Genomic DNA, 19,590 nt, shown 5'->3' with positions numbered 1-19,590 from the left:
CGTTCCCGGCGCCGTCGGGTTCGCAGGCTGCATCTTGTCTAGACGAGTAGATGGGAAAGAATCTTGCGCACCATCCGTGTGGAGACCTCGGCCGCGACGATCCTGCTGACCGAGGCACCTGAGCCCAAGGTCCGCGACCGGCAGACGGGCGAGATCGCAAAGGACGCCGTAAGCGGTGAGGCCCTCATGACGATCGGCGTCGTCTACATCGAGGAAGGGGAGTCGTCCCTGATCAAGGTGACCGTCCCGGAGAGCGGGGTGTCGGAGGGACTCGCCCTCGGCGCCCCGGTCTCCCTGCCGGGCCTGGTCGCCCGGCCCTGGGAGAGTGTCTTCAACGGGCAGCAGCGCCACGGCATCGCCTTCCGCGCCGCCGCTGTCACTCCGGCCGCCTTCCCGGCCGCCGTGGGGGCCACGGCCTGATGACCGACCTGACGACGCTGCTGGAGGTTGGTGGTCCCGTCGCCGCACTCGGCGGTGGGGCCGCCTACGCCCGGGCCAAGCAGCCCGGCATCTACTGGTCCACGGTCGGCTTACCGATATCCACGGTCCGGCTGCTCAGCTCCTACGGCTCCGTCATGGAGGCGTGCGGCCTGACCGTGGCGCCTTCCCGACTGCGGGTCCTGGCGGTCAAGGCCACCATTCGCCGTGAGGTCCGTCCCGTGCCTCCGCGTCGAGGGATCATCCGGCCGACCTCGACGGGGCTGCGGGTCCGTCTGCGGCTCGCCCCGGGCCAGGAACCCGCCGACGTGGCCGCCTCCGCCGAACGGCTGCGGCACGCCTGGGGCGTTCACGCCGTCTACGTGAGCACGGTTAAGCCGGGCGTGGTGGAACTGCGGCTCGTCGGCTTCGACGTACTGAGGAAGGTTCGTATGCCGCGCAAGCTCCGCCCGGACCTGCTGCGAGTGCCGGTCGCGTTGCGGGAGGACGCCACGCCGTTCGTACGCGACTACCGCACCGTGCCGCACCAACTCACCCTCGGCGCCACACTGTCCGGCAAGTCCATGTACCTGCGGCACCTCGTCGCAGGGCTCGCCCGTCAGTCCGTCGCTCTGGTCGGCATCGACTGCAAGCGGGGCGTGGAACTGGCGCCCTTCGCCCCTCGCCTGTCGGCGCTCGCCACCGACCCGGACCAGGCCGCCGAGCTGCTGCCCGCACTCATCCAGGAAATGGAGGACCGATACGACCTGATCAAGGCCCGGCAAGGCATCGCGCCGAACACCCCGGACGAGGAGATCACCTCAGACATCTGGGGCCTGCCCGAGCACGAACGCCCAGTGTCCGTCGTGCTGTTCGTCGACGAGGTGGCTGAACTCTTCCTCGTCGCCACGAGGAAGGACGAGGAACGCCGGGACGAGATGGTCACCCAGCTCATCCGCCTCGCCCAGCTTGGCCGGGCCGCCGGCATCTACCTGGAGGTCTGCGGACAGCGCTTCGGCGCCGAACTCGGCAAGGGCGCGACCATGCTGCGGGCACAGTTGACTGGCCGCGTCTGCCACCGCGTCAACGATGAAGCCTCCGCGAAGATGGCACTCGGCGACATCGCCCCTGAGGCGGTCTCCGCCGCCTGCGCCATCGCCCCCGAACAGCCCGGCCTCGCCGTTGCCGGTGACACCTCCGGCGGCTGGTCCCGCATCCGCACCCCGTACCTCTCCCTCGGCGACGCCGCCGCGACCTGCCGCGACTCGGCCCACCTGGTCCCCGACCTGCCCGCACTCAAGCCCTTCCGGCCCGACGCGCCCGTATGGCCGTCCGCCGAGACGCCGGATCCGCTCGTGTGGCCCCGGCCAGTGACCGACTGATTCTCTGCCGCACGCATTCCCGGTCGGCGTGACCGCCTCGCGCCATGTCCCTACCCCTCCCATGCCTGAGTCCGGAAGGAGCCGAAGCGTGCGTGCCCACCTGGCCCGTGTCGACGCGGTGCTCGTCCAAGCGGTCATCGCTGCCGCGTTGTCCTTCGCCCACCTGCACGACGTCGCCTCGGCGGCCGGACAGGACGGGTGGAAGGCGTGGGCCTACCCGATCAGCGTCGACCTGCTGCTCGTCGCCGCCTGGCGCCGACTTCGGTCCGGGGAGGCGAAAGCGGCCGGATGGTGCTGGTTCCTGATTGCCCTCGCCGCATCCCTCGGCGCGAACATCGCCACCGCCGGGCTGCTCGACCTGGACCACGTACCGGCCTGGCTCCGCATCCTCGTCGCGGGCTGGCCCGCGATCGCCTTCCTCGGCGGAACCCTCCTCGTCCACTCCCCGCCGGCATCGCACGTCGAGAGGCGTGACGTCGTGGACGAGGAGACGCCAGAGGAGATCGAGGACCAGGGGGACGCCGTCCTCGACCCTGCACCGGCACTCCCGGCGCCTCCGGCAGTCGAGCCGGTACCGACTCCGGAGGCGACCTCACCCCCGGTCGCCGTCCCGGCCGCCTTGGTCGAACACGCCCGGAAGGTCGCCGCCGAGCACCACGCCCGCACCGGCACGGCCATCGACACCCCAACCCTGCGCGCACGCCTCGGCGTCCCGCCGCCCATGGCCGACGCCATCGCCGCCCATCTCACCTGACCACCAAAGGGGGATCATGCCTCTCTGCTTCAACACCGCCGCCGACTACCTCCAAGCGGCCCGCGAAATGGCCGCGAGCGGCCGGTCGGCGCTCGCTCGGCTCCTCGCTGAAGAAGCCGCCGACCGCACGCCGGATCCCGAGGAAACTGCCCGCATCCTGCGTGAATTCCACGGCCCCAGCCTGCGACAGGAGAACTGACCATGGCCGCGCCGAAGCGCTTCCGCGACGTCACCCGCATCGGCCCCGTGCAGGTCGGCACCTCCTACGACGGTCGCGGCCGGGAGAAGCACACCGCCGCCTGCACGGCCCCGCGCTGCGGCTTCTCCGCTGACTACGACAGCCGGGCCGCCGCCGAGCTGGCCGCCCGTACCCACCGCTGCCCCATCCGCTGAAAGGACCCGGAAACCGTGACCGTCAGCCTGCCGCTCGTCGTCGTCCTCGGCTTCTTCGCCTGGGGAGCGGTCAAGTTCCTCGGCGTCCGCACGTGGATCGTCGTTCTGATCGCCCTCTTCGGCTTCTGGCTCTCGCACACGTTCATGGCTCCGGCCATCGAGTCCGGTACGCGCTCCGGCGTGGACATCGTCAACGGCTCACATGACTAGACGAGTAGGTAAGGAGAGCTTCGCTGTGTTCCTGCCCAAGTACCCCGACAGCCCGACACCGCCGCCCGCGTATCCCCACACCGTGGCCGACCAGGCACCCGCGCGGCGTCCCGTTCCTCAGATTTCCGTCAGCACGGGAGCGGTCGCGGCCGTCCTCGTCGGCGGCGTGGTGCTGACCGCGCTCCTGGCCGCCGTCGCCGTCACGGCCATCTCCGTGGCCGTCGCCGCCGTGGTCCTGCGCTCGATGCTCCGCGACCAGCACCGCCGCTGACACAGCAGACCCCCGGGGCCGCCTCGATACCGCCAAGCATCCGCCGCCCCGGGGGTCTTCTCCCTCCAGCCGAAACCAGAAGGAGAAGACATCATCACCCGCGCCACTCCGCCCCCGCTCCACGAACTCGGCGAACTGGCCGCCCTGGGCACCATGCCCGCACTCCTGCGCCAGCTCGCCGGCCTCGGCGGCTGCACCCACCCGATCCGCCTCGACGGCCACCGCACCGAGTACGACGTGAACACCCGCACCGGTGAGATCGGCAACGTCCTCCACCACCTCGACTCCTCCAGCCTCCCGGCCGGGCACCTCCTGGTCCGCTGCAACAACCGCCGCACCACCCGCTGCGCGGCCTGCGCCGAGGTCTACCGCCGCGACACCTTCCACCTGATCACCAGCGGCCTGCGCGGCGGCAAGGGTATCCCCGAACGCGTCGCCGCACACCCGCGCGTCTTCGCCACCTTCACCGCACCCAGCTTCGGCCCCGTCCACAACCGCCCCACCGGCCCGGCCGGTTCGGTCCGCCGCTGCCGCTGCGGCGCCCTCCACGACCAGGACGACCCCGCCCTCGGCACCCCCCTCGACCCGGACACCTACGACTACGAAGCAGCCGTGCTCTGGAACGCCCATGCCGGTCCGCTGTGGCGGCGCTTCTCGACCTATCTGCGCCGGGAGGTCGCCAAGCGCGCTGGCGTGACACAGCGGGCCTTCCGCGAGCACGCCCGGGTGTCCTTCGCAAAGGTCGCCGAGTACCAGAAGCGCGGAGCCGTCCACTTCCACGCCGTCATCCGCATCGACGGCCCCGAGGGCGGCGACACCCCGCCACCTGCCTGGGCCACCGCCGAGTTGCTGACCGACGCCATCCGGTCGGCCGCTGCCACCGCTCGCGTGGACGGCCCGGTCATCGACGGACGCGCGCACACCTTCGCCTTCGGCCGTCAGCTCGACGTGCGCACCATCCGCTCAGCCGACTTCGGCGGCGGCCAGGAGCTGACCGAGCGGGCCGTCGCCGCGTACATCGCCAAGTACGCCACCAAGGGTGCCGAGACCGCCACGGGAGCTCTGGACCGGCCGCTGAAGTTCCTCGCCGAACTCGCCCAGCTCGACATCACCGACCATGCCCGCCGGCTGATCCGCACCGCCTGGACCCTCGGCGCCCGCAAGGACCTCGAACACCTCCGCCTGCGCGCCTGGGCCCACATGCTCGGCTTCCGCGGCCACTTCTCCACCAAGTCCCGCCGCTACTCCACCACCCTCGGCGCTCTCCGCGACGCCCGCGCCGCATGGCGCCGCGCACAAGCCGCCGCACCGACCGAGACCGACCAGGACACGACCCTCGTCCTCGCCCACTGGGTCTACGCCGGGACCGGCCTCACCAACGCCGAAGCGTGGCTCGCCGAAAGCCTCGCACCCGCCCCCGGAACGGAAGGAGAACCGACCTATGGCTGACCGCTACCTGACCGTGGCGCAGGTGGCCGAACTCCTCGGCACCACGGAACGCTTCCCGCGCCGCTTGATCGCCGAGCGACGCATCGTGTTCGTCAAGGTCGGTCGGCACGTCCGTATCCCCGAGAGCGCACTGAACGCCTTCATCAACGCCAACACGGTGCAGCCGATCGGCGACCGCCGCAGCGCCCTGGGGAGGGCTGCCTGATGGCCAACAAGAGAGGGAAGCGGCGGAACTTCGGATCGGTCCGGCAGCTTCCGTCCGGCCGTTGGCAGGTCCGTTACCGGGACCCGGAGACGGGGCAACTGCGCCCGGCGGAAAAGACCTACCCGACCAAGACGGACGCCCAAGTCGCTCTCACGCACATCGAGTCGGACATACACGGGGGCAGTGGTCGGACCCGGATGCCGGGGCAGTGAACTTCCAGGAGTACGCCACCGCGTGGCTGCGGGACCGGAAGCTCGCCGACCGTACCCGCGAGCGGAACGAGTCGGTGATGCGGTTGCACATCCTGCCCACCTTCGGAGCTGGGAGCGTTGCTGACGTGACGACAGCCCGGGTGCGGAGCTGGCGAGGCAAGCTCCTCGCGGCCGGCATCGGTGAGCCGACGGTGGTCAAGGCGTACCAACTGCTGCGGGCCCTTATGAACACAGCTGTGGACGACGAACTGATCCGGCGCAACCCGTGTCGGATCAAGGGCGCGGACCGCTACGACGTACCCGAACGGCCTGTACTCACGGTGGCGGAGGTCTTCGCCGTCGCCGACTCCATCACGCCGCGCTACCGGCTGCTCGTGCTCCTGGCGGCCTTCACCACTCTGCGGTTCGGGGAACTGGCGGCCCTGCGGCGTCGGGACATTGACCTGGAGGGGTTGACCGTCACCGTGCGCCGTGCTCAGGCCGAGTTGCAGGACGGTCGGCTCTTCGACAAGGCGCCGAAGTCCGCGGCCGGGGTGCGCTCCGTCTCCTTCCCGGCCGAACTGCTCGACGCGGTCACGCAGCACCTGGAGCACTTCGCCGCTCCGGGCCGTGAGGGGCACGTCTTTGTCGGACCCCAGGGCGGGCAGTTGCGGCGCAGCAACTTCCGCGACGACTGGGTCAAGGCCCGGAAGGCAGCGGGGGTCACGGCCGAGCTGCACTTTCACGACCTGCGGCACACGGGCAACACGTTGGCCTCCACGGCCGGGGCCAGCACGCGGGAGCTGATGACGCGGATGGGGCACAGTAGCTCCCGAGCCGCGCTGATCTATCAGCACATGACCAGCGACCGGGACAGAGCCATCGCGGACCGCCTTGGGGCCATGATCCGGGGCGGCGGGGGAGTGGCTTCAGGTACCCCCGGAGAGGACGCCGAACGGACGTAGTGGCACGCGTGTGGCACGGCGCCTGAAATGGCTAAGGGCCAGCCTGGGAGGAAACCCCTCCTGAGCTGGCCCTTATCTCTGTGCCCCCGGCAGGATTCGAACCTGCGACACCCGCTTTAGGAGAGCGGTGCTCTATCCCCTGAGCTACGAAGGCAGTGGCAGTGGACGCAAGCAGCGACGTGCCCGTGGTCTGAGAGGACCACAGGCGTCAGCGTACCGGATGCGGGTCGGGCGGGTGTGGGGGTCAGGTCAGGGAGACGCGGCGGGTGGGTGTGGGGGTCGGGGCGGGGATGCGGGGTGAGGATGCGGGGCGGACGGTGCGTGGCGGGGGAGAAGCCGGGTGGGGGGAAGGGCCGGTCAGGACACCGGGATCCGGGTGAAGCGGGACGCCGTGTGGAGGTCTGTCTGGATGCGGGTGGCCATGGTTGTCAGTTCTGGGAGGAGGTCGGTCACGCACTCCCTCGGGGTGTGGCGGCTCGCGTGCATCGCTGTGTTCAGGGCCGCCACCACCCGGCCCGACCGGTCGCGGATCGGGACCGCCAGGGAACGGAGGCCCTCTTCCAGTTCCTCGTCCACCAGGGCGTAGCCCTGCGAGCGGACCGAGGTCAGGACCTGCTCCAGGGTCTGCTTGTCGGTGATCGTGTGGGGGGTGAGGGAACGCAGGCTTTCCGGGCGGGGGACGGGGCCGGACGCGTCCGCCAGCAGGACCCTGCCGAGTGCTGTCGCGTACGCCGGCAGCCGTGTGCCCACCGTGATGTTCACGCTCATCACCCGGGCCGTCGCCACCCGGGCCGTGTACTGGATCTCCTCGCCGGAGTCCGACAGCACCGCCAGTGACGTCGATTCGTGGATGCGAGACGTCAGATCGGCCAGGTGGGGCTGGGCGATCTCGGGGAGGGACGTACGGGACAGGGGTGGGAAGCCGAGGGAGAGGACCCGCGGGGTCAGGGTGAAAGTGCGGCCAGTCGGGGCCACCAAGCCCAGGTGTTCGTAGGTGATCAGGGCGCGGCGGGCCGTCGCCCGGGCCAGGCCCGTCGCCCGGGCCACCTCCGTGAGGGTCAGCTCCGGCCTGTCCTCGCCGAAGACCGTGAGGACGGTCAGGCCACGGGCCAGGGATTCGATGAACTCGCGGCCCAGTTGTTGCTTGGACGCCCCCGTCCAGTTCGCCAGGTCCGAGGGGGGAGGGCCGGGCTCGGGGGGTGGGGTGTTCCGGAGTTCCTGTTCCATGGCCCGCACCGCGGACCGCAGTCTCGGGAGCAGCGTCGTACGCAGATGGCGTGCGGTGTGGCGGCTCGTGTGGCTGACCACGCTCGCCACGCATGCGATCCTGCCGTCCGTTCCCGGGGCTCGGACCGGTACCGAGATCGCCACCAGGCCCGGCTCGATCAGCTGGTCGTCCAAGGACCAGCCGTTCGCCGACGCCTCTTGCGTGCGGCGTGCGAACGTCTCGTCGTCCCGCGCGTCCGCTCCGTACCTGCGCGGCGGTACGGCCGTGAAGGACAGGTCTCTCGGGTCCGCCGCCCTGCGGTGTCGCCAGCGTTGCCAGTCCGTGGCCGTCCACTCCGTCGCGAACAGCGGGCCGGGCGCGGTGCGTTCGGCGGGGAGCAGGTCGCCGATGCGGAAGCTGAGGGACATCGCGCGGCGGCGGGTCGCCTGGTGGATGAAGCGGATGCCGTCGAGGTCGGCGACCGCGAGCGAGACCGACTCGTCCAGTTCGTCGGCCAGGGCGTCCGCGTGCGGGGCGAGCAGAGCGGGCAGGCGCAGAGCCGACATGTAGGCGTTGCCGAGCTCCATCAGACGGGGGGACAGGTGGACGTCCCTGCCGTCGAAGCGGACGTAGCCCATGCGGGCGAGCGTGGCCGTGATCCGGTCGACCGTGGAGCGGGCGAGGCCGGTGGCACGTTCCAGTCCGCTCAGGCTCAGCGTGCCGTCCGCCTCCGTCAGTTCCCGCAGTACAGCGATGCCGCGGATGAGGGGGGTGACCGCCTCCTCGGGGACGCCCTTCTCGGCGGCATCCCTTTCGGTAACACCCGTCTCGGTAACACCCGTCCCGGCAACACCCCTCTCGGCAACACCCCTCTCGGCGGCACCCGTCTCGGCGGCACCCCTCTCACCAACGGTGGTCACCGTCCCGGCGGGTGGGGTGTCCCCGTGAGTGTCCGAGCCCGTCGTCCCGGTGGCCGGGGCGTCTCGCCGAGTGTTCGACGTCATCGTCTCCTCCACCGGCGGCCCGTTCTCCTCGGCCGGCGGTCCGTTCTCCTCCACCGGCATCCCGTTCTCCTCGGCCGACGGGGCGGACCCCTCGGCCGACGGGGCGGACCCCTCGGCCGGCGGGGCGGACCCCACCGGGGGCTCGGGTATGGGCTTCGCTGGCATCGGCTCTCCGGTACGGCGCTCGCGACGGTCGCGGCAAGCCCACCGTAATCCGAGTGATCCGAGTAATCCGAGATCGGTGGCCAGGTGACCATGCAGTCGGCAGTCGGCAGTCGGCAGTCGGAAGCCGGAAGCCGGAAGCCGGAAGCCGAAGCCGGAAGCCGATGGACGGTGGCCCGGCAGCAAGCAGCCCGGCGACAGCCCGGCCGGCCGCCCGACACCCCCGTGTACTACTCCCTCGTCACCCGCACTCGATACCCCTCCTCCACCCCTGCCCCCGCCCCAGCCGCTCCCGCCCCCACCCCCGTCACCTCGATCGTGATGCCCCGGCCCGCGTCCCGGAACGTCTCCCCGGGCGTGAACGGCGCGTCCGACAGTTCCGCGTGGACGTTCGGTGCGCGCGTGCAGCCGCCGCTGTTGCGGCGGGAGTCGGTGACGGTGACCGGGCCCATGCCCGTGTCCACCTCCGCGTCGACCTTGTAGATCAGGATGCCCGGGCGGCACACCGCCTCGTCGTTGCCGGCGTGCGTGCGCAGCTCGACGGCGTAGCCCGTGCGGCCGTCGAGAGGGATGAAGACCAGCTTGGAGCCACCGGCCCGGGCCAGCGGCGTCAGGGTGTACTCCGTGGTGCCGGGGGACGCCGCGCAGTGGACCTGGGCGGCGTCGAGCCAGCCCAGCTTCCACTTGTGCCAGCCGAGGAAGTCGTTGTTGGCGCCCCAGTCCTCGCTCATGATGTCCCAGTGGCCGACCGCGCCCCCGCCCTCCGCGGTGTACAGGTCGGGGAGGCCGAAGACGTGGCCGTTCTCGTGGGGGAGGACGCGGTAGCCGGTGCGGTCGTAGGAGCCGGAGCCGTCGTCCTGGCGGGAGTAGACGAAGGATGCGTTGGCCAGGGGTATGCCGTCGGCCACCGGGGCGTCCGGGTTGCCGGCGAAGGTGACGGACAGGACCGTGTCCAGGGCGGAGGGGCCGGCGTTGGGGCTCACCAGGACGTTCAGCAGGTCGTACGCGCGGAAGTCCACGTCCGGGTCGGCCACGGCCACGAGGTCCTGGACCAGGGTGCGGTAGCCGGGCTCGAACGGAGCCCCGCGCTCTATGCCGTACTCCCGGAACGACTTCGGCATCCGCAGCCAGCCGGGGATCGGGGTCTCGGGGCGGTAGTCGAGGCGGCCGTAGGAGCTGGTGCGGAACCACTCGCGGGTCTGCGGGAAGAACTCGCGGAAGCGGTCCTGGGCGTCGCCCTCGCCGGGGGCGTCGGAGAAGTCGATCATCAGGGTGAGGGCGCGGACGATGCCGGTGGAGCGGGTGTAGCCGGTGGCGGTGGGGAGGCCCTCGGACATCTGGACCTCGCGTGCGGAGCGGATCATGCAGGGGCCGTGTGCGGGGGTGTGGGACAGAACGATCGGGCCTGCTCCCGCCGTATTGGCGCCCGGTCCGAGCCGCCCCGTGCCGGCCGAGGTGCTGACGGTGAAGGTCAGGACGCTCACACAGGCCAGGGCGGCCAGCCGGCGCCTGGGTATCCGGCGGCCGGGCGGGCCCGTGCCGCCCGGGCGGGGGCGCCGGGGCGGCGGCTGTATGCAAGGGACCTGCAAGGGACCTCCCGCGCCACGGCAGCCTCCCGTCTCCGGCTGCACCCTTCCGATCACCCTGCGTCGCGAGGTGGGGGCACGCGCGTTGGAGGAGACCGATCGTGGGTTTCCCGTCAGTAGCGGCCGCGGTGGCGCGCACGCCGGCTTGTGAGCCAGGTCACAAATGATTTCCGCGGGAGCGGGAAATACCGGGGACCTACTCCCCGTTTAGTCATGTGTCCGACTGAAACGGGGACCCGCTCCCCGGATCGAGTACCAGATCACTTTCCGCCACGAGGAGTACGCCGTGCAGACCGCCAGCCCCGAAGCGCGCAAGGTGCCCCGGCCCCGCGCCGACGCCCTGCGCAACCGGGAGCGGATCGTCACCGCCGCCCGGGAGATGTTCGTCGAGCACGGCCCCGAGGTGCCGCTCGACGAGATCGCCCGCCGGGCCGGCGTCGGCAATGCCACGGTGTACCGCAACTTCCCGGACCGGGACGCACTCGTCCGCGAGGTCGTCTGCTCCGTCATGGACCGCACGGCCGCGGCCGCCGAGGCCGCGCTGACCGAGACCGGCGACGCGTTCGAGGCGCTGGAGCGCTTCGTGCACGCCGCCGCCGACGAGCGGATCAGCGCGCTGTGCCCGATGGTCTCCAGCACCTTCGACAAGCACCACCCGGACCTGGAGGCCGCGCGCGAGCGAGTCGAACGGCAGGTCGCGGAGGTCATGAACCGCGCCAGGTCGGCCGGGCAGCTCCGGTCCGACGTGGACGTCGGGGACGTCATGATCGCCGTGGCCCAGCTCAGCCGGCCCCCGGCCGGTACGGACTGCTTCCGGGCCGACCGTTTCGTCCACCGCCATCTTCAGCTGTTCCTGGACGGGCTGCGGGCTCCCGCTCGCTCGGTCCTGCCGGGTACGGCCGTGACCCTGGAGGATCTGCGCCGACCCTGACCGATCCGTCCAGCCAGATCCGTCCAGCCCGATCCCTGCAGCCCGATCCTTGCAGTCAGATCGGTTCCGCCGATCGCTTCAACCCGATCGCTTCAACCCGATCGCTTCAACCCGATGAGTTCAGGCCGCCCCACCCGTCTGAACCCTGAATGACAGTCCCTGCGGCCGTCCCCGTGGACGACAGCCGTCACCTTTCGTCACCTTTTTTCCGTCACGAAGTCCCGAAGTGGGTATCCCCATGTCTGAAACAGCCTCGAAGAGCCTCGCCGCACCGGCCAGAGAACCGGATGCCGGCCGCTGGAAAGCGCTCGTCTTCATCGCGCTCGCCCAGCTGATGGTCGTCCTGGACGCCACCATCGTGAACATCGCCCTGCCCTCCGCCCAGCAGGACCTCGGCATCTCCGACGGCAACCGGCAGTGGGTCGTCACGGCCTACGCCCTCGCCTTCGGCGGTCTGCTCCTGTTCGGCGGCCGGATAGCCGACCTGTGGGGCCGCAAGAAGGCCTTCGTCGTCGGTCTGGGCGGATTCGCCGCGGCCTCCGCGCTCGGCGGCGCGGCCACCAATGAGGCGATGATGTTCGGCGCCCGCGCCCTCCAGGGCGTCTTCGGCGCGCTGCTCGCGCCCGCCGCACTCTCCCTGCTGGCCGTGATGTTCACCGACGCCAAGGAGCGCGCCAAGGCGTTCGGCATCTACGGCGCGATCGCCGGTGGTGGCGGCGCCGTCGGTCTGATCCTGGGCGGCTTCCTCACCGAGTACCTGGACTGGCGCTGGACGTTCTTCGTGAACATCCCGTTCGCCATCGTCGCCGCGGCCGGCGCGTACTTCGTCATCCGTGAGCCGGAGGGCGGCCGCAACCGCTCCCCGCTCGACATCCCCGGCGTGATCCTGTCCACCCTCGGCCTGGTCGCCCTCGTCTACGGCTTCACCCGCGCCGAGTCGGACGGCTGGAGCGACTCCGTCACCGTCGGCATGTTCGTCGCCTCGGCCGTGCTGCTGCTCTCGTTCGTGCTCGTCGAGTCGAAGGTCAAGGCCCCGCTGCTGCCGCTGCGCGTGGTCACCGAGCGCAACCGCGGCGGGATCTACCTCTCCCTCGGTCTCGCGATCATCGCGATGTTCGGACTGTTCCTCTTCCTGACCTACTACCTGCAGATCGTGAAGGGCTACTCGCCGGTCAAGACCGGGTTCGCCTTCCTGCCGATGATCGCGGGCATGATCACGGGCTCCACCCAGATCGGCACCCGCCTGATGACCCGGGTCGCGCCGCGCCTGCTGATGGGCCCCGGCTTCCTGGTCGCCGCGCTCGGCATGCTGCTGCTGACCCAGCTGGAGATCGGCTCCTCGTACGCCGCTCTGCTGCTGCCGGCGATGCTGCTGCTCGGTCTGGGTATGGGTACGGCGTTCATGCCGGCCATGTCGCTGGCCACCCAGGGCGTCGAGCCGCGGGACTCCGGTGTCGCCTCCGCGATGGTCAACACCTCGCAGCAGGTGGGCGGCGCGATCGGCACGGCCCTGCTGAACACCATCGCCGCCTCGGCGACCACGGCGTACGTCGCCGATCACATCGCCGGGGCGACCAGCCGGTCCCAGCAGCAGCTGGTCCAGCTGGAGGCCATGGTGCAGGGCTACACCAGCGCCATCTGGTTCGCCGTCGGCATCCTGGTGGTGGCCGCCGCGATCGCCCTGACCTTCGTCAACGCCGGCCGCCCGGGCGGTACGACGGTGGCGTCCTCCGGGGAGGACGTGGCGGACGAGGTGCAGATCCCGGTCGTCGCCCACTGACGGCCGCGCACCGCACCCCTTCGGGCCCTCCGTAGGCACGAGGAAGGGGACGCCTCGCACCTACGGAATCCAGGACCTGCCCGGGCCCCGCGTCAGCTCAGCGGAGCCAGGGCAGGTCCGCACCCGCTTCGGCCGGCTGAAGTCCCTCGGCGATGATCCGCATGATCTCGCCGAGGGACTTCTGCTGTTCCCGCGAGAGCCGGTCGAAGACGGCCTGGCGTACGGCCTCCACATGCCCGGGCGCGGTCTGCCGCAGCACCTGGAGGCCCTCGTCCGTGAGGACGGCGAACTGGCCCCGCTTGTCGTCGGGGCAGTCCTCCCGGCGCACCCAGCCGTTCTTCTCCAGGCGCGCGATGGCGTGCGAGAGGCGGGAGCGGGTGATCTTCGCCAGCATCGCGAGCTCGGTCATCCGCAGCCGCCGCCTCGGCGCCTCGGCGAGCTTGACCAGAAGGCCGTAATAGACGTGCGGCATGCCCGCGTCGCGCTGGAGCTGACGGTCGAGATGGTCGTCGAGGAGGGTGGCGCCCTCCATGTACCAGCGCCAGACGCGCTGCTCCTCGTCGGTGAGCCAGCGCGGTTCCTGGGGGCGGGCGGTCGAGCCGGTTGTCGGTGCGGATGCGGGTGCCTTCATGTCTTCCACTCTACGTGGCCCCTCCTTGAACTTTAAACAAATGGCCCGTACAGTTTTGTCAGGGAACCATGTTTTGGAAGGAGCCGCAGCATGTCCGCCGTCACCCAGGAGCGCATGCCCGCTCTGTACCTCAGTCACGGAGCGCCGCCCCTGGCGGACGACCCGGTCTGGCCCGGTGAGCTGGCCGCCTGGTCCGCCGGTCTGCCTCGGCCCAAGGCCGTCCTGATCGTCTCCGCCCACTGGGAGGAGGCCCCGCTCGCCCTCGGCGCGACGGAGACCGTCCCGCTCGTCTACGACTTCTGGGGCTTCCCCGAGCACTACTACCGGGTGAAGTACGACGCCCCGGGCGCACCGGAGCTCGCGGAGTCCGTACGCAAACTGCTGCGCGCCCCCGGCATCCCCGTCCAGGACGTCCCCGACCGCGGCCTCGACCACGGCGCGTACGTACCGCTGGTCGAGATGTACCCGGAGGCCGACCTTCCGGTCCTGCAGGTGTCCATGCCGACGCTGGACCCGGTCCGGCTCATGGAGATCGGCCGCAAACTCGCCCCGCTGCGGGACGAGGGCGTGCTCATCGTCGGCTCGGGCTTCTTCACCCACAACCTGGCCGCGCTGCGGCAGGGCGGCATCCCCGCCTGGTCGGCCGAGTTCGACGACTGGGGCCGGCGGGCGCTGGAGGCGCGCGACGTGGACGCCCTGCTCGACTTCACCCGCAAGTCACCCGCGGGGCAGCTGGCCCACCCGCGCACCGAGCACTTCGCCCCGCTGTTCGTGACCATGGGCGCGGCCGACGCGGCCGGCGAGCTGGACACGCAGAAGTCCGTGATCGACGGGTTCTGGATGGGGCTGGCGAAGCGGTCGGTCCAGTTCGGCTGAGGCCGCCCCGAGGGTCGGGCGCCTGCAAGGGTTCGCCCGAGGGCCGGGTGTCTGCAAGGGTTCGCCCAAGGGCCGGGCGCCTGCAGCGGTTGGCCCGAGGGTCGGGTGTCTGCAAGGGTTCGCCCGAGGGCCGGATGCCCCGCAACGGTTCGCCGACGGCCGGATGCCCCGCAACGGTTCGCCACAGCCAGCCGGCGCCGGGTGCTCGGCGTCTACAGCGGCTTCTCGTACCAGGCCACGTCCCAGTACCGGCCGAACTTGCGGCCTACCTCCCGGTACGTGCCGACGTGCCGGAATCCGAAGCGCTCGTGCAGCCGGGCCGACGCCTCGTTCGGAAGTGCGATGCCCGCGTAGGCCCGGTGCAGGTCCTCGCCCGACAGGGCCTCGAAGAGGGCCGAGTAGAGGAGTGTGCCGACGCCACGCCGGCCGGCGCCCGGGGCGACGTACACGGTCGTCTCCACGGACGTGGCATAAGCGGGCTTCATTCGGAAAGGGCTGGAAGTGGCGTAACCCAGAACCTCCTGTATATCCGGCGCCGTGGCAACCATCAGGCGGTGCGGCCCGTCTTCAGGGTGGGAGAGCAGCCAAGGGCGGCGCTCCTCCGGAGTGAAGATCGCGGTATCGAATGTGATCGCCGTCTCACCCGCATAGTGGTTGTAGAGGGCCGTGAGGGCTTCGAGGTCACCCTCGACTCCTGGCCTGACCAGCACCTCTGTGGACTGCGGCGGCATCTGGCCTCCTCGTGTGGCCGGACAGGGTACTGCATGATCAGAAAAATCGAGGGCCGGGTTGGGAATTCTGTCCTGATTCCAGTCGTTGTTTCCATCGGATGCAGGGCACCCGAGGAGAGTCCGGAGAGTCCCGGAAGACGGAGTCCAGCGTCCGAAGGACCACCCGCTGACCTCACCATCGCAAGGGAGCTCGCATGGCAACCCGTGCCGTCGCCCGTCGTCAGTCCGCCACCGGCGAGACGGCCGACGCGGCAAGCAGTGTTCGCGCCCATGGCGGCGAGATCGCCGACCGCGACCTGGTCGGCATGTATCTCGACGAGATCGCGCGCACACCGCTGCTCGACGCCGCCAAGGAGGTCGAGCTGTCGCAGATCATCGAAGCGGGTGTGTTCGCACAGCAGATCCTCGACGGCCTGGAGGAGAACAAGGCCGGGGCTTCCCCCGAGGAGCTGCAGGCCCTGGTCGACGCGAGCGAGCGCGCCAAGGACGTCTTCATCCGCTCCAACCTGCGCCTCGTCGTCGCCGTCGCCCGCCGCTACCCCCGCAGCGGTCTGCCGCTGCTGGACCTGATCCAGGAGGGCAACGCCGGCCTGGTGCGCGCGGTCGAGAAGTTCGACTACCGCAAGGGCTTCAAGTTCTCCACGTACGCGACGTGGTGGATCCGCCAGGCCATCACCCGCTCGATAGCCGACCAGTCCCGTACGATCCGCCTGCCCGTCCACCTCGTGGAGGAGCTCGGCAGGATCCGCCGTGTGCAGCGCGAGTTCAACCGCGAGCACGGCCGGGACCCGGAGCCCGCGGAGATCGCGGCCGAGCTCGGCTCGACGCCGGAGCGCGTCACCGACGTCCTGGACTGGGCCCGTGACCCGGTCTCGCTGAACATGTCGGTGGACGACGAGGGCGAGACCCAGTTCGGCGACCTCCTGGAGGACACCTCGGCGGTGTCGCCCGAGCAGTCGGTGCTCACCCTGCTGCGCAGCGAGGAGCTCGACGACCTCATCGGCCGGCTCGACCAGCGCACGGCGTCGATCATCAAGATGCGCTACGGCATCGAGGACGGCCGGGAGCGCACCCTGACCGAGGTCGGCAAGGAGCACGGTCTGACCCGCGAGCGCATCCGGCAGATCGAGAAGCACGCGCTGCTGGAGCTGAAGAAGCTGGCGCGCAGCACCGGGTTCGACGCGGCGGCGTGATCCGCGCGTCCGCGGCGGGGTGACTGCCGATCCGCCGGGCGGCGGAGCAACACCCTTTCGCCGGGCGGTGGAGCAACACCCTTTCGCCGGGCGGCGGAGCAACACCCCTTCGCCGGGCGGCGCGAGACCGGTGGAAGACGGTGAGCGTCCGGGCGTACGACTCGTTCCCACGGCCAGTGGGTGACGCATCGTGTGCGTCCGGGGGTCACCGCGTACGCCGGGTGGCGAAAGACCGCGCAAACATGGCGGTGTAACGCCGCTTCAATCTGCGGACTCAGGGAACAAGACTTCTGGGTCCACCAGTTCGGACCCGGGGCCACGCCCCTTGAACCCCGACAGCCACGTCCCGTCGCAATCCCCCCGGCGCCGGGACTTTCCCCGAGACCGGGCTTCGGCGTCCTTCCCCCCGGACGCCGGAGCCCGGTTCTCTGCTTCTGGAGGGCGGGCCACCCCGTACCTGAACCACGGGGTGGCCCGCCAGTGGCAGATTGTGTCACATGGGCATAGCCTGCCGGGCGTGAGCAGCACCACCCCCACACCGACCCCGCCTCCGTCCTCCCTGACCGAGCGGCGGAAGGCCGAAACACGTATGGAGATCGCCCGGGTGGCAGCCGGTCTCTTCATACGGCACGGCCTGCGCGCCACCCGCGCGGAGGACATCGCCCAGGCCGCCGGCATCGCCCCGCGCACCTTCTACCGGTACTTCGCCACGAAGGAGGAGGCCGTCGCCCCGCTTTACGCGGTCGGTGCGCAGCGCTGGGTGGAGGCGGTGCGTGCCGCTCCCGCCGAAGCGAGCGTCCTCCAAGCCCTTGAACTGGGGGTCCGCCACACCCTCACCCCGGGCGTCGGCGTCTCCGGGTCCTCCTGGGAGTGGGTCCGCACGCTCCTGCGTCTCGCCGAGGCGAACCCGTCCCTGCGCAGGGTGTGGGCGGAGGTGTGCCAGGCGTCGGAGCGGTCACTGACCGAGGTGCTGGCCGCGCGGCTGACGGCCGGCCCGGCAGGCGATCGCTCGACAACCGATCCCGACAACGTTGCCATGCCCTCGCACCTGAGCTTCGCCGCCGCTGTCGCGAGCGCCGCCGTACGGGTGGCGATGGAGGACTGGGCGGTGGCCGCAGACGTCCCGGCGGACGGGCCCGAGGGGCCGGCGGAAAAGGCGGTGCGGAATCTGAGGGTGTTGCGGGACTTCCCCTGGGACGGCCGACGTCTCGACGAGGGACGGTGAGGTGCTGAAGCGACGTGCCGTCACGCCGTCGGCAGAACCTACGATCACCTCTCCGGCAGGGCCCGCGGTCACTCGTCCGGCAGGGCCCATGGTTACTCGTCCGGCAGGGCCCGCGGTCACTCGTCCGGCAGACCCCATGGTTTCTCGTCGGGCAGACCCCATGGTCACTCGTCCGACAGAGCCGTGTCGACGAATCCGCGGCAGTCGTCCGCCGACTTGACGGCCTTCGCCGCGTCGCGAAGAGACGCGTCGAACAGGCGTATGCCCGCGAGCGTCACCGCTTCGTCGGGCCCCGTTTCGCTGAGAGCGGCCTTGTACCCCTCGGCACTGGCCTCGGCGGGAGCCGTTCCCTGCCCGAGTTTTTCTCCCATCACCTTGGTGAAGACAGCCAGGGCTTTCCTCGAGACGCCGGCCGACTCGAAGCGTGCGGTGCATTGCCGGGTGGCCCGTAGTTCGTCTTCGAGGTCCTGCTTGGACAGCTTCGGAGACTTGACGACGGCGAATCTGGCACTGCCCTTCTTCGCACCCTCCTCGTACTTCACGTCGGTGACGTTCTCCTTCTTCCCGTATGGCACCTGCGACGCCTTCACCACCGCACGGATGGCGACCGTGACCGTTTCTTCCGGCGCGATCTTGGTGTCGCCCCCCGTGGGGCAGCTCACCACGGTGTTCCCCGCCGTGATGTCGCAGTCGTCCGCATCGCCGGAATCCGTCATCAGCTGAGCATGCAGTACGGGGCGGATGACGCCTTCGCCGGCGTCGCCCGAGGCCGAATCGAACTTGTCCTCCACCGTCACACCGGTGACGTCGTCATCCCCGTGATTGGTGACCTTGATGGTGAAGGACTGGAACTCCCCCGGCACGACCGCGGGGTTCAAGGGCGTGCCCCTGACCTCCAGCAGAGGCGCGTCCGAGTGCTTGTCGTTGTCGGAGTCGAGCTTTTCGATGAAGTCCTGTGCCGTGTCCTTCGCCTTGTCCCGGTCGTCACGCGATGCCGACCGGTCGTAGGACTTCAGTAGACTGTTGCTCAACTGCTCGACATTCTCCTGGAGTTCGGCCCGCGTCTTCTTCGAAAGGGGCTGGCTGTGAAGAATCTGATAGCTCGTCCCCAAGGTCTCCATGGCCCGCACAGTCCGCTTGCGGTCAACCGGTGACGGGGGCAGTTCTTGAATGCGATTCAACGTTTTGACGTCCCGCTCACTGTGCTTGCGGGCGAAGTACCGCAGGCCCTTCGACGTTGCCGGATCCGAGAACAGTCCGAACCGCTCGGTCATCTCGTCGGAGAGTTCCATGTTGGTGGCCCGCTGCTCGCGGGACGTCTGGGGGTCCTGGTTCGTCCCCAGCGTTCTGACTGTCCCGTCCACGATTCTCGCGAAGGCTGACCGTTCCTCGCCCGGTGTCCTGGGATCCTGGATCACGCCAAGCGTTTCGGTCGCCCTGTCCACAATGTGTGTGTAGGCGATCCGCTGTTCGCGGGGCGTCCTGGGATTCTGGATCGTCCCCAACGCGTCGGTGAGCCGAGACACGATCCTCGCGTAGGCGGCCCGTTCGCCGGGCGCGATGTCGGGGTTCGTGCTCATTCTCAGCAACCCGGCCAGTTCCTTCTCTACCTGCTCCCTCACTTCCTCCGGCACCTGCAGCGCCGCCGTCCGCCTCTCCAGGAGCTTCGCTTCTTCCGAGGGGTCGACTTGTGAGGAGGGCTGTGACGGGGTGCCGGAATCGGTCGCTTCACCGGTGTCGGGCGGCGCACTGGGCTCGGGCTCCGTGTCGGATCCCGTCGTCGCCCCGGGCTCCGACGGCGTGCTGGGCCCGGGCGGTGACCCTGGCGGAGCCGTACTGTCCCCGGTCGGTGAGCCGGGTTCCGGCGAGCCCGGTTCCGGCGGTGGGGTGGGAGTCTGGGCCGGGGCCACGGCCTGGCCGAACACCCCCGTCGCACAGCCGGTCACGCCTCCTGAGAGCGAGAGCGCTGCGACCATGCAGTACACGCATGCCTTGAAACGGGGAACTCGTCCTCGGACATCTCGGGC

At 70.2% G+C, this 19,590-nt stretch carries 19 protein-coding genes, 1 tRNA gene and 1 pseudogene; 15 read left to right on the top strand and 6 right to left on the bottom strand.

Going from position 1 to position 19,590, the window contains the following annotated elements; all coding sequences use genetic code 11:
- The first annotated feature begins 63 nt into the window (after positions 1-63).
- The 10 genes and pseudogenes from ACZ7EG_RS15485 (at position 64) to ACZ7EG_RS15440 (ending at position 6,237) form a co-directional block, all read left to right on the top strand.
- The gene (locus tag ACZ7EG_RS15485; protein WP_471077778.1) at positions 64-420 is read left to right on the top strand and encodes an SCO3933 family regulatory protein; all 357 of its coding nucleotides are present in this window, start codon (positions 64-66) and stop codon (positions 418-420) included.
- Positions 420-1,799: an FtsK/SpoIIIE domain-containing protein gene (locus ACZ7EG_RS15480; RefSeq protein WP_471077775.1), complete on the top strand. Its 1,380-nt coding sequence runs from the start codon at positions 420-422 to the stop codon at positions 1,797-1,799. The genes ACZ7EG_RS15485 and ACZ7EG_RS15480 overlap by 1 nt, the downstream gene beginning before the upstream one ends.
- 88 nt (positions 1,800-1,887) lie before the next feature.
- The gene (locus ACZ7EG_RS15475) at positions 1,888-2,553 is read left to right on the top strand and encodes a DUF2637 domain-containing protein (RefSeq protein WP_471077773.1); all 666 of its coding nucleotides are present in this window, start codon (positions 1,888-1,890) and stop codon (positions 2,551-2,553) included.
- 16 nt (positions 2,554-2,569) lie between these two features.
- Positions 2,570-2,752 carry a hypothetical protein gene (locus ACZ7EG_RS15470; RefSeq protein ID WP_471077770.1) on the top strand — a complete coding sequence of 61 codons (183 nt, stop codon included), beginning with the start codon at positions 2,570-2,572 and terminating at the stop codon, positions 2,750-2,752.
- Between the two features lie 2 nt (positions 2,753-2,754).
- Positions 2,755-2,946, top strand: a complete 192-nt coding sequence (locus tag ACZ7EG_RS15465; protein WP_471077767.1) for a mobile element transfer protein — start codon at positions 2,755-2,757, stop codon at positions 2,944-2,946.
- Positions 2,947-2,961: 15 nt separating this feature from the next.
- Entirely contained in the window at positions 2,962-3,156 is a 195-nt protein-coding gene (locus tag ACZ7EG_RS15460) for a hypothetical protein (protein WP_018471713.1), read from the top strand.
- Positions 3,157-3,181: 25 nt separating this feature from the next.
- Entirely contained in the window at positions 3,182-3,427 is a 246-nt protein-coding gene (locus ACZ7EG_RS15455; RefSeq protein ID WP_471077764.1) for a SpdD protein, read from the top strand.
- Between the two features lie 153 nt (positions 3,428-3,580).
- On the top strand, positions 3,581-4,876 hold the full coding sequence (locus ACZ7EG_RS15450) for a replication initiator (RefSeq protein ID WP_471077762.1): 1,296 nt from the start codon (positions 3,581-3,583) through the stop codon (positions 4,874-4,876).
- Positions 4,869-5,081, top strand: a complete 213-nt coding sequence (locus tag ACZ7EG_RS15445) for a helix-turn-helix domain-containing protein (protein WP_471077759.1) — start codon at positions 4,869-4,871, stop codon at positions 5,079-5,081. The genes ACZ7EG_RS15450 and ACZ7EG_RS15445 overlap by 8 nt, the downstream gene beginning before the upstream one ends.
- A pseudogene (locus ACZ7EG_RS15440) lies at positions 5,081-6,237 on the top strand (tyrosine-type recombinase/integrase). The gene ACZ7EG_RS15445 and the pseudogene ACZ7EG_RS15440 overlap by 1 nt, the downstream one beginning before the upstream one ends.
- 81 nt (positions 6,238-6,318) lie before the next feature.
- Here the strand turns inward: ACZ7EG_RS15440 and ACZ7EG_RS15435 are convergent.
- From ACZ7EG_RS15435 to ACZ7EG_RS15425, 3 genes are all read right to left on the bottom strand, one after another.
- A tRNA-Arg gene (locus ACZ7EG_RS15435) sits at positions 6,319-6,391 on the bottom strand.
- A 203-nt stretch (positions 6,392-6,594) separates the two neighbouring features.
- Positions 6,595-8,613: an IclR family transcriptional regulator domain-containing protein gene (locus ACZ7EG_RS15430; RefSeq protein WP_471077756.1), complete on the bottom strand. Its 2,019-nt coding sequence runs from the start codon at positions 8,611-8,613 to the stop codon at positions 6,595-6,597.
- 227 nt (positions 8,614-8,840) lie between these two features.
- Positions 8,841-10,184, bottom strand: a complete 1,344-nt coding sequence (locus ACZ7EG_RS15425) for a M6 family metalloprotease domain-containing protein (protein ID WP_471078795.1) — start codon at positions 10,182-10,184, stop codon at positions 8,841-8,843.
- A 298-nt stretch (positions 10,185-10,482) separates the two neighbouring features.
- On the opposite strand from ACZ7EG_RS15425, the gene ACZ7EG_RS15420 reads away from it, so the two are divergent.
- Positions 10,483-11,127, top strand: a complete 645-nt coding sequence (locus tag ACZ7EG_RS15420) for a TetR/AcrR family transcriptional regulator (protein ID WP_471077753.1) — start codon at positions 10,483-10,485, stop codon at positions 11,125-11,127.
- 238 nt (positions 11,128-11,365) lie between these two features.
- Positions 11,366-12,907, top strand: coding sequence for an MFS transporter (locus tag ACZ7EG_RS15415; RefSeq protein ID WP_471077749.1), 1,542 nt, complete (start codon positions 11,366-11,368; stop codon positions 12,905-12,907).
- 97 nt (positions 12,908-13,004) lie between these two features.
- Here the strand turns inward: ACZ7EG_RS15415 and ACZ7EG_RS15410 are convergent, their stop codons facing one another.
- The gene (locus ACZ7EG_RS15410) at positions 13,005-13,538 is read right to left on the bottom strand and encodes a MarR family winged helix-turn-helix transcriptional regulator (protein ID WP_471077746.1); all 534 of its coding nucleotides are present in this window, start codon (positions 13,536-13,538) and stop codon (positions 13,005-13,007) included.
- Between the two features lie 90 nt (positions 13,539-13,628).
- Here ACZ7EG_RS15410 and ACZ7EG_RS15405 point away from each other — a divergent pair, with 90 nt between their 5' ends.
- A complete protein-coding gene (locus tag ACZ7EG_RS15405; protein WP_471077743.1) occupies positions 13,629-14,414 on the top strand; it encodes a dioxygenase family protein in 786 nt (261 codons plus the stop codon).
- A gap of 212 nt (positions 14,415-14,626) precedes the next feature.
- Here the strand turns inward: ACZ7EG_RS15405 and ACZ7EG_RS15400 are convergent, their stop codons facing one another.
- Positions 14,627-15,145 carry a GNAT family N-acetyltransferase gene (locus tag ACZ7EG_RS15400; protein WP_471077740.1) on the bottom strand — a complete coding sequence of 173 codons (519 nt, stop codon included), beginning with the start codon at positions 15,143-15,145 and terminating at the stop codon, positions 14,627-14,629.
- Positions 15,146-15,339: 194 nt separating this feature from the next.
- Here ACZ7EG_RS15400 and ACZ7EG_RS15395 point away from each other — a divergent pair, with 194 nt between their 5' ends.
- The gene (locus tag ACZ7EG_RS15395) at positions 15,340-16,338 is read left to right on the top strand and encodes a sigma-70 family RNA polymerase sigma factor (protein ID WP_031107295.1); all 999 of its coding nucleotides are present in this window, start codon (positions 15,340-15,342) and stop codon (positions 16,336-16,338) included.
- Positions 16,339-16,855: 517 nt separating this feature from the next.
- Positions 16,856-17,563 (top strand): TetR/AcrR family transcriptional regulator, encoded by a 708-nt coding sequence (locus ACZ7EG_RS15390; protein WP_471077737.1) that lies wholly within the window; start codon positions 16,856-16,858, stop codon positions 17,561-17,563.
- 164 nt (positions 17,564-17,727) lie between these two features.
- Here ACZ7EG_RS15390 and ACZ7EG_RS15385 read toward each other — a convergent pair whose 3' ends face one another.
- A complete protein-coding gene (locus ACZ7EG_RS15385) occupies positions 17,728-19,539 on the bottom strand; it encodes a hypothetical protein (protein ID WP_471077734.1) in 1,812 nt (603 codons plus the stop codon).
- Positions 19,540-19,590 lie beyond the last annotated feature (51 nt).

Source organism: Streptomyces sp. NPDC037100, from assembly GCF_055606225.1.
Note: the sequence above shows the minus strand (reverse complement) of the source record. Positions and strands in the feature narration are given on the sequence as shown.

Excerpts from the sequence above, each read along its gene's own strand:
- ACZ7EG_RS15480 (WP_471077775.1), top strand. The coding sequence starts at position 420 with ATGACCGACCTGACGACGCTGCTGGAGGTTGGTGGTCCCGTCGCCGCA.
- ACZ7EG_RS15470 (WP_471077770.1), top strand. The coding sequence starts at position 2,570 with ATGCCTCTCTGCTTCAACACCGCCGCCGACTACCTCCAAGCGGCCCGC.
- ACZ7EG_RS15465 (WP_471077767.1), top strand. The coding sequence starts at position 2,755 with ATGGCCGCGCCGAAGCGCTTCCGCGACGTCACCCGCATCGGCCCCGTG.
- ACZ7EG_RS15450 (WP_471077762.1), top strand. The coding sequence starts at position 3,581 with ATGCCCGCACTCCTGCGCCAGCTCGCCGGCCTCGGCGGCTGCACCCAC.
- ACZ7EG_RS15445 (WP_471077759.1), top strand. The coding sequence starts at position 4,869 with ATGGCTGACCGCTACCTGACCGTGGCGCAGGTGGCCGAACTCCTCGGC.
- ACZ7EG_RS15430 (WP_471077756.1), bottom strand. The coding sequence starts at position 8,613 with ATGCCAGCGAAGCCCATACCCGAGCCCCCGGTGGGGTCCGCCCCGCCG.
- ACZ7EG_RS15415 (WP_471077749.1), top strand. The coding sequence starts at position 11,366 with ATGTCTGAAACAGCCTCGAAGAGCCTCGCCGCACCGGCCAGAGAACCG.
- ACZ7EG_RS15410 (WP_471077746.1), bottom strand. The coding sequence starts at position 13,538 with ATGAAGGCACCCGCATCCGCACCGACAACCGGCTCGACCGCCCGCCCC.
- ACZ7EG_RS15405 (WP_471077743.1), top strand. The coding sequence starts at position 13,629 with ATGTCCGCCGTCACCCAGGAGCGCATGCCCGCTCTGTACCTCAGTCAC.
- ACZ7EG_RS15400 (WP_471077740.1), bottom strand. The coding sequence starts at position 15,145 with ATGCCGCCGCAGTCCACAGAGGTGCTGGTCAGGCCAGGAGTCGAGGGT.
- ACZ7EG_RS15395 (WP_031107295.1), top strand. The coding sequence starts at position 15,340 with ATGGCAACCCGTGCCGTCGCCCGTCGTCAGTCCGCCACCGGCGAGACG.
- ACZ7EG_RS15385 (WP_471077734.1), bottom strand. The coding sequence starts at position 19,539 with ATGGTCGCAGCGCTCTCGCTCTCAGGAGGCGTGACCGGCTGTGCGACG.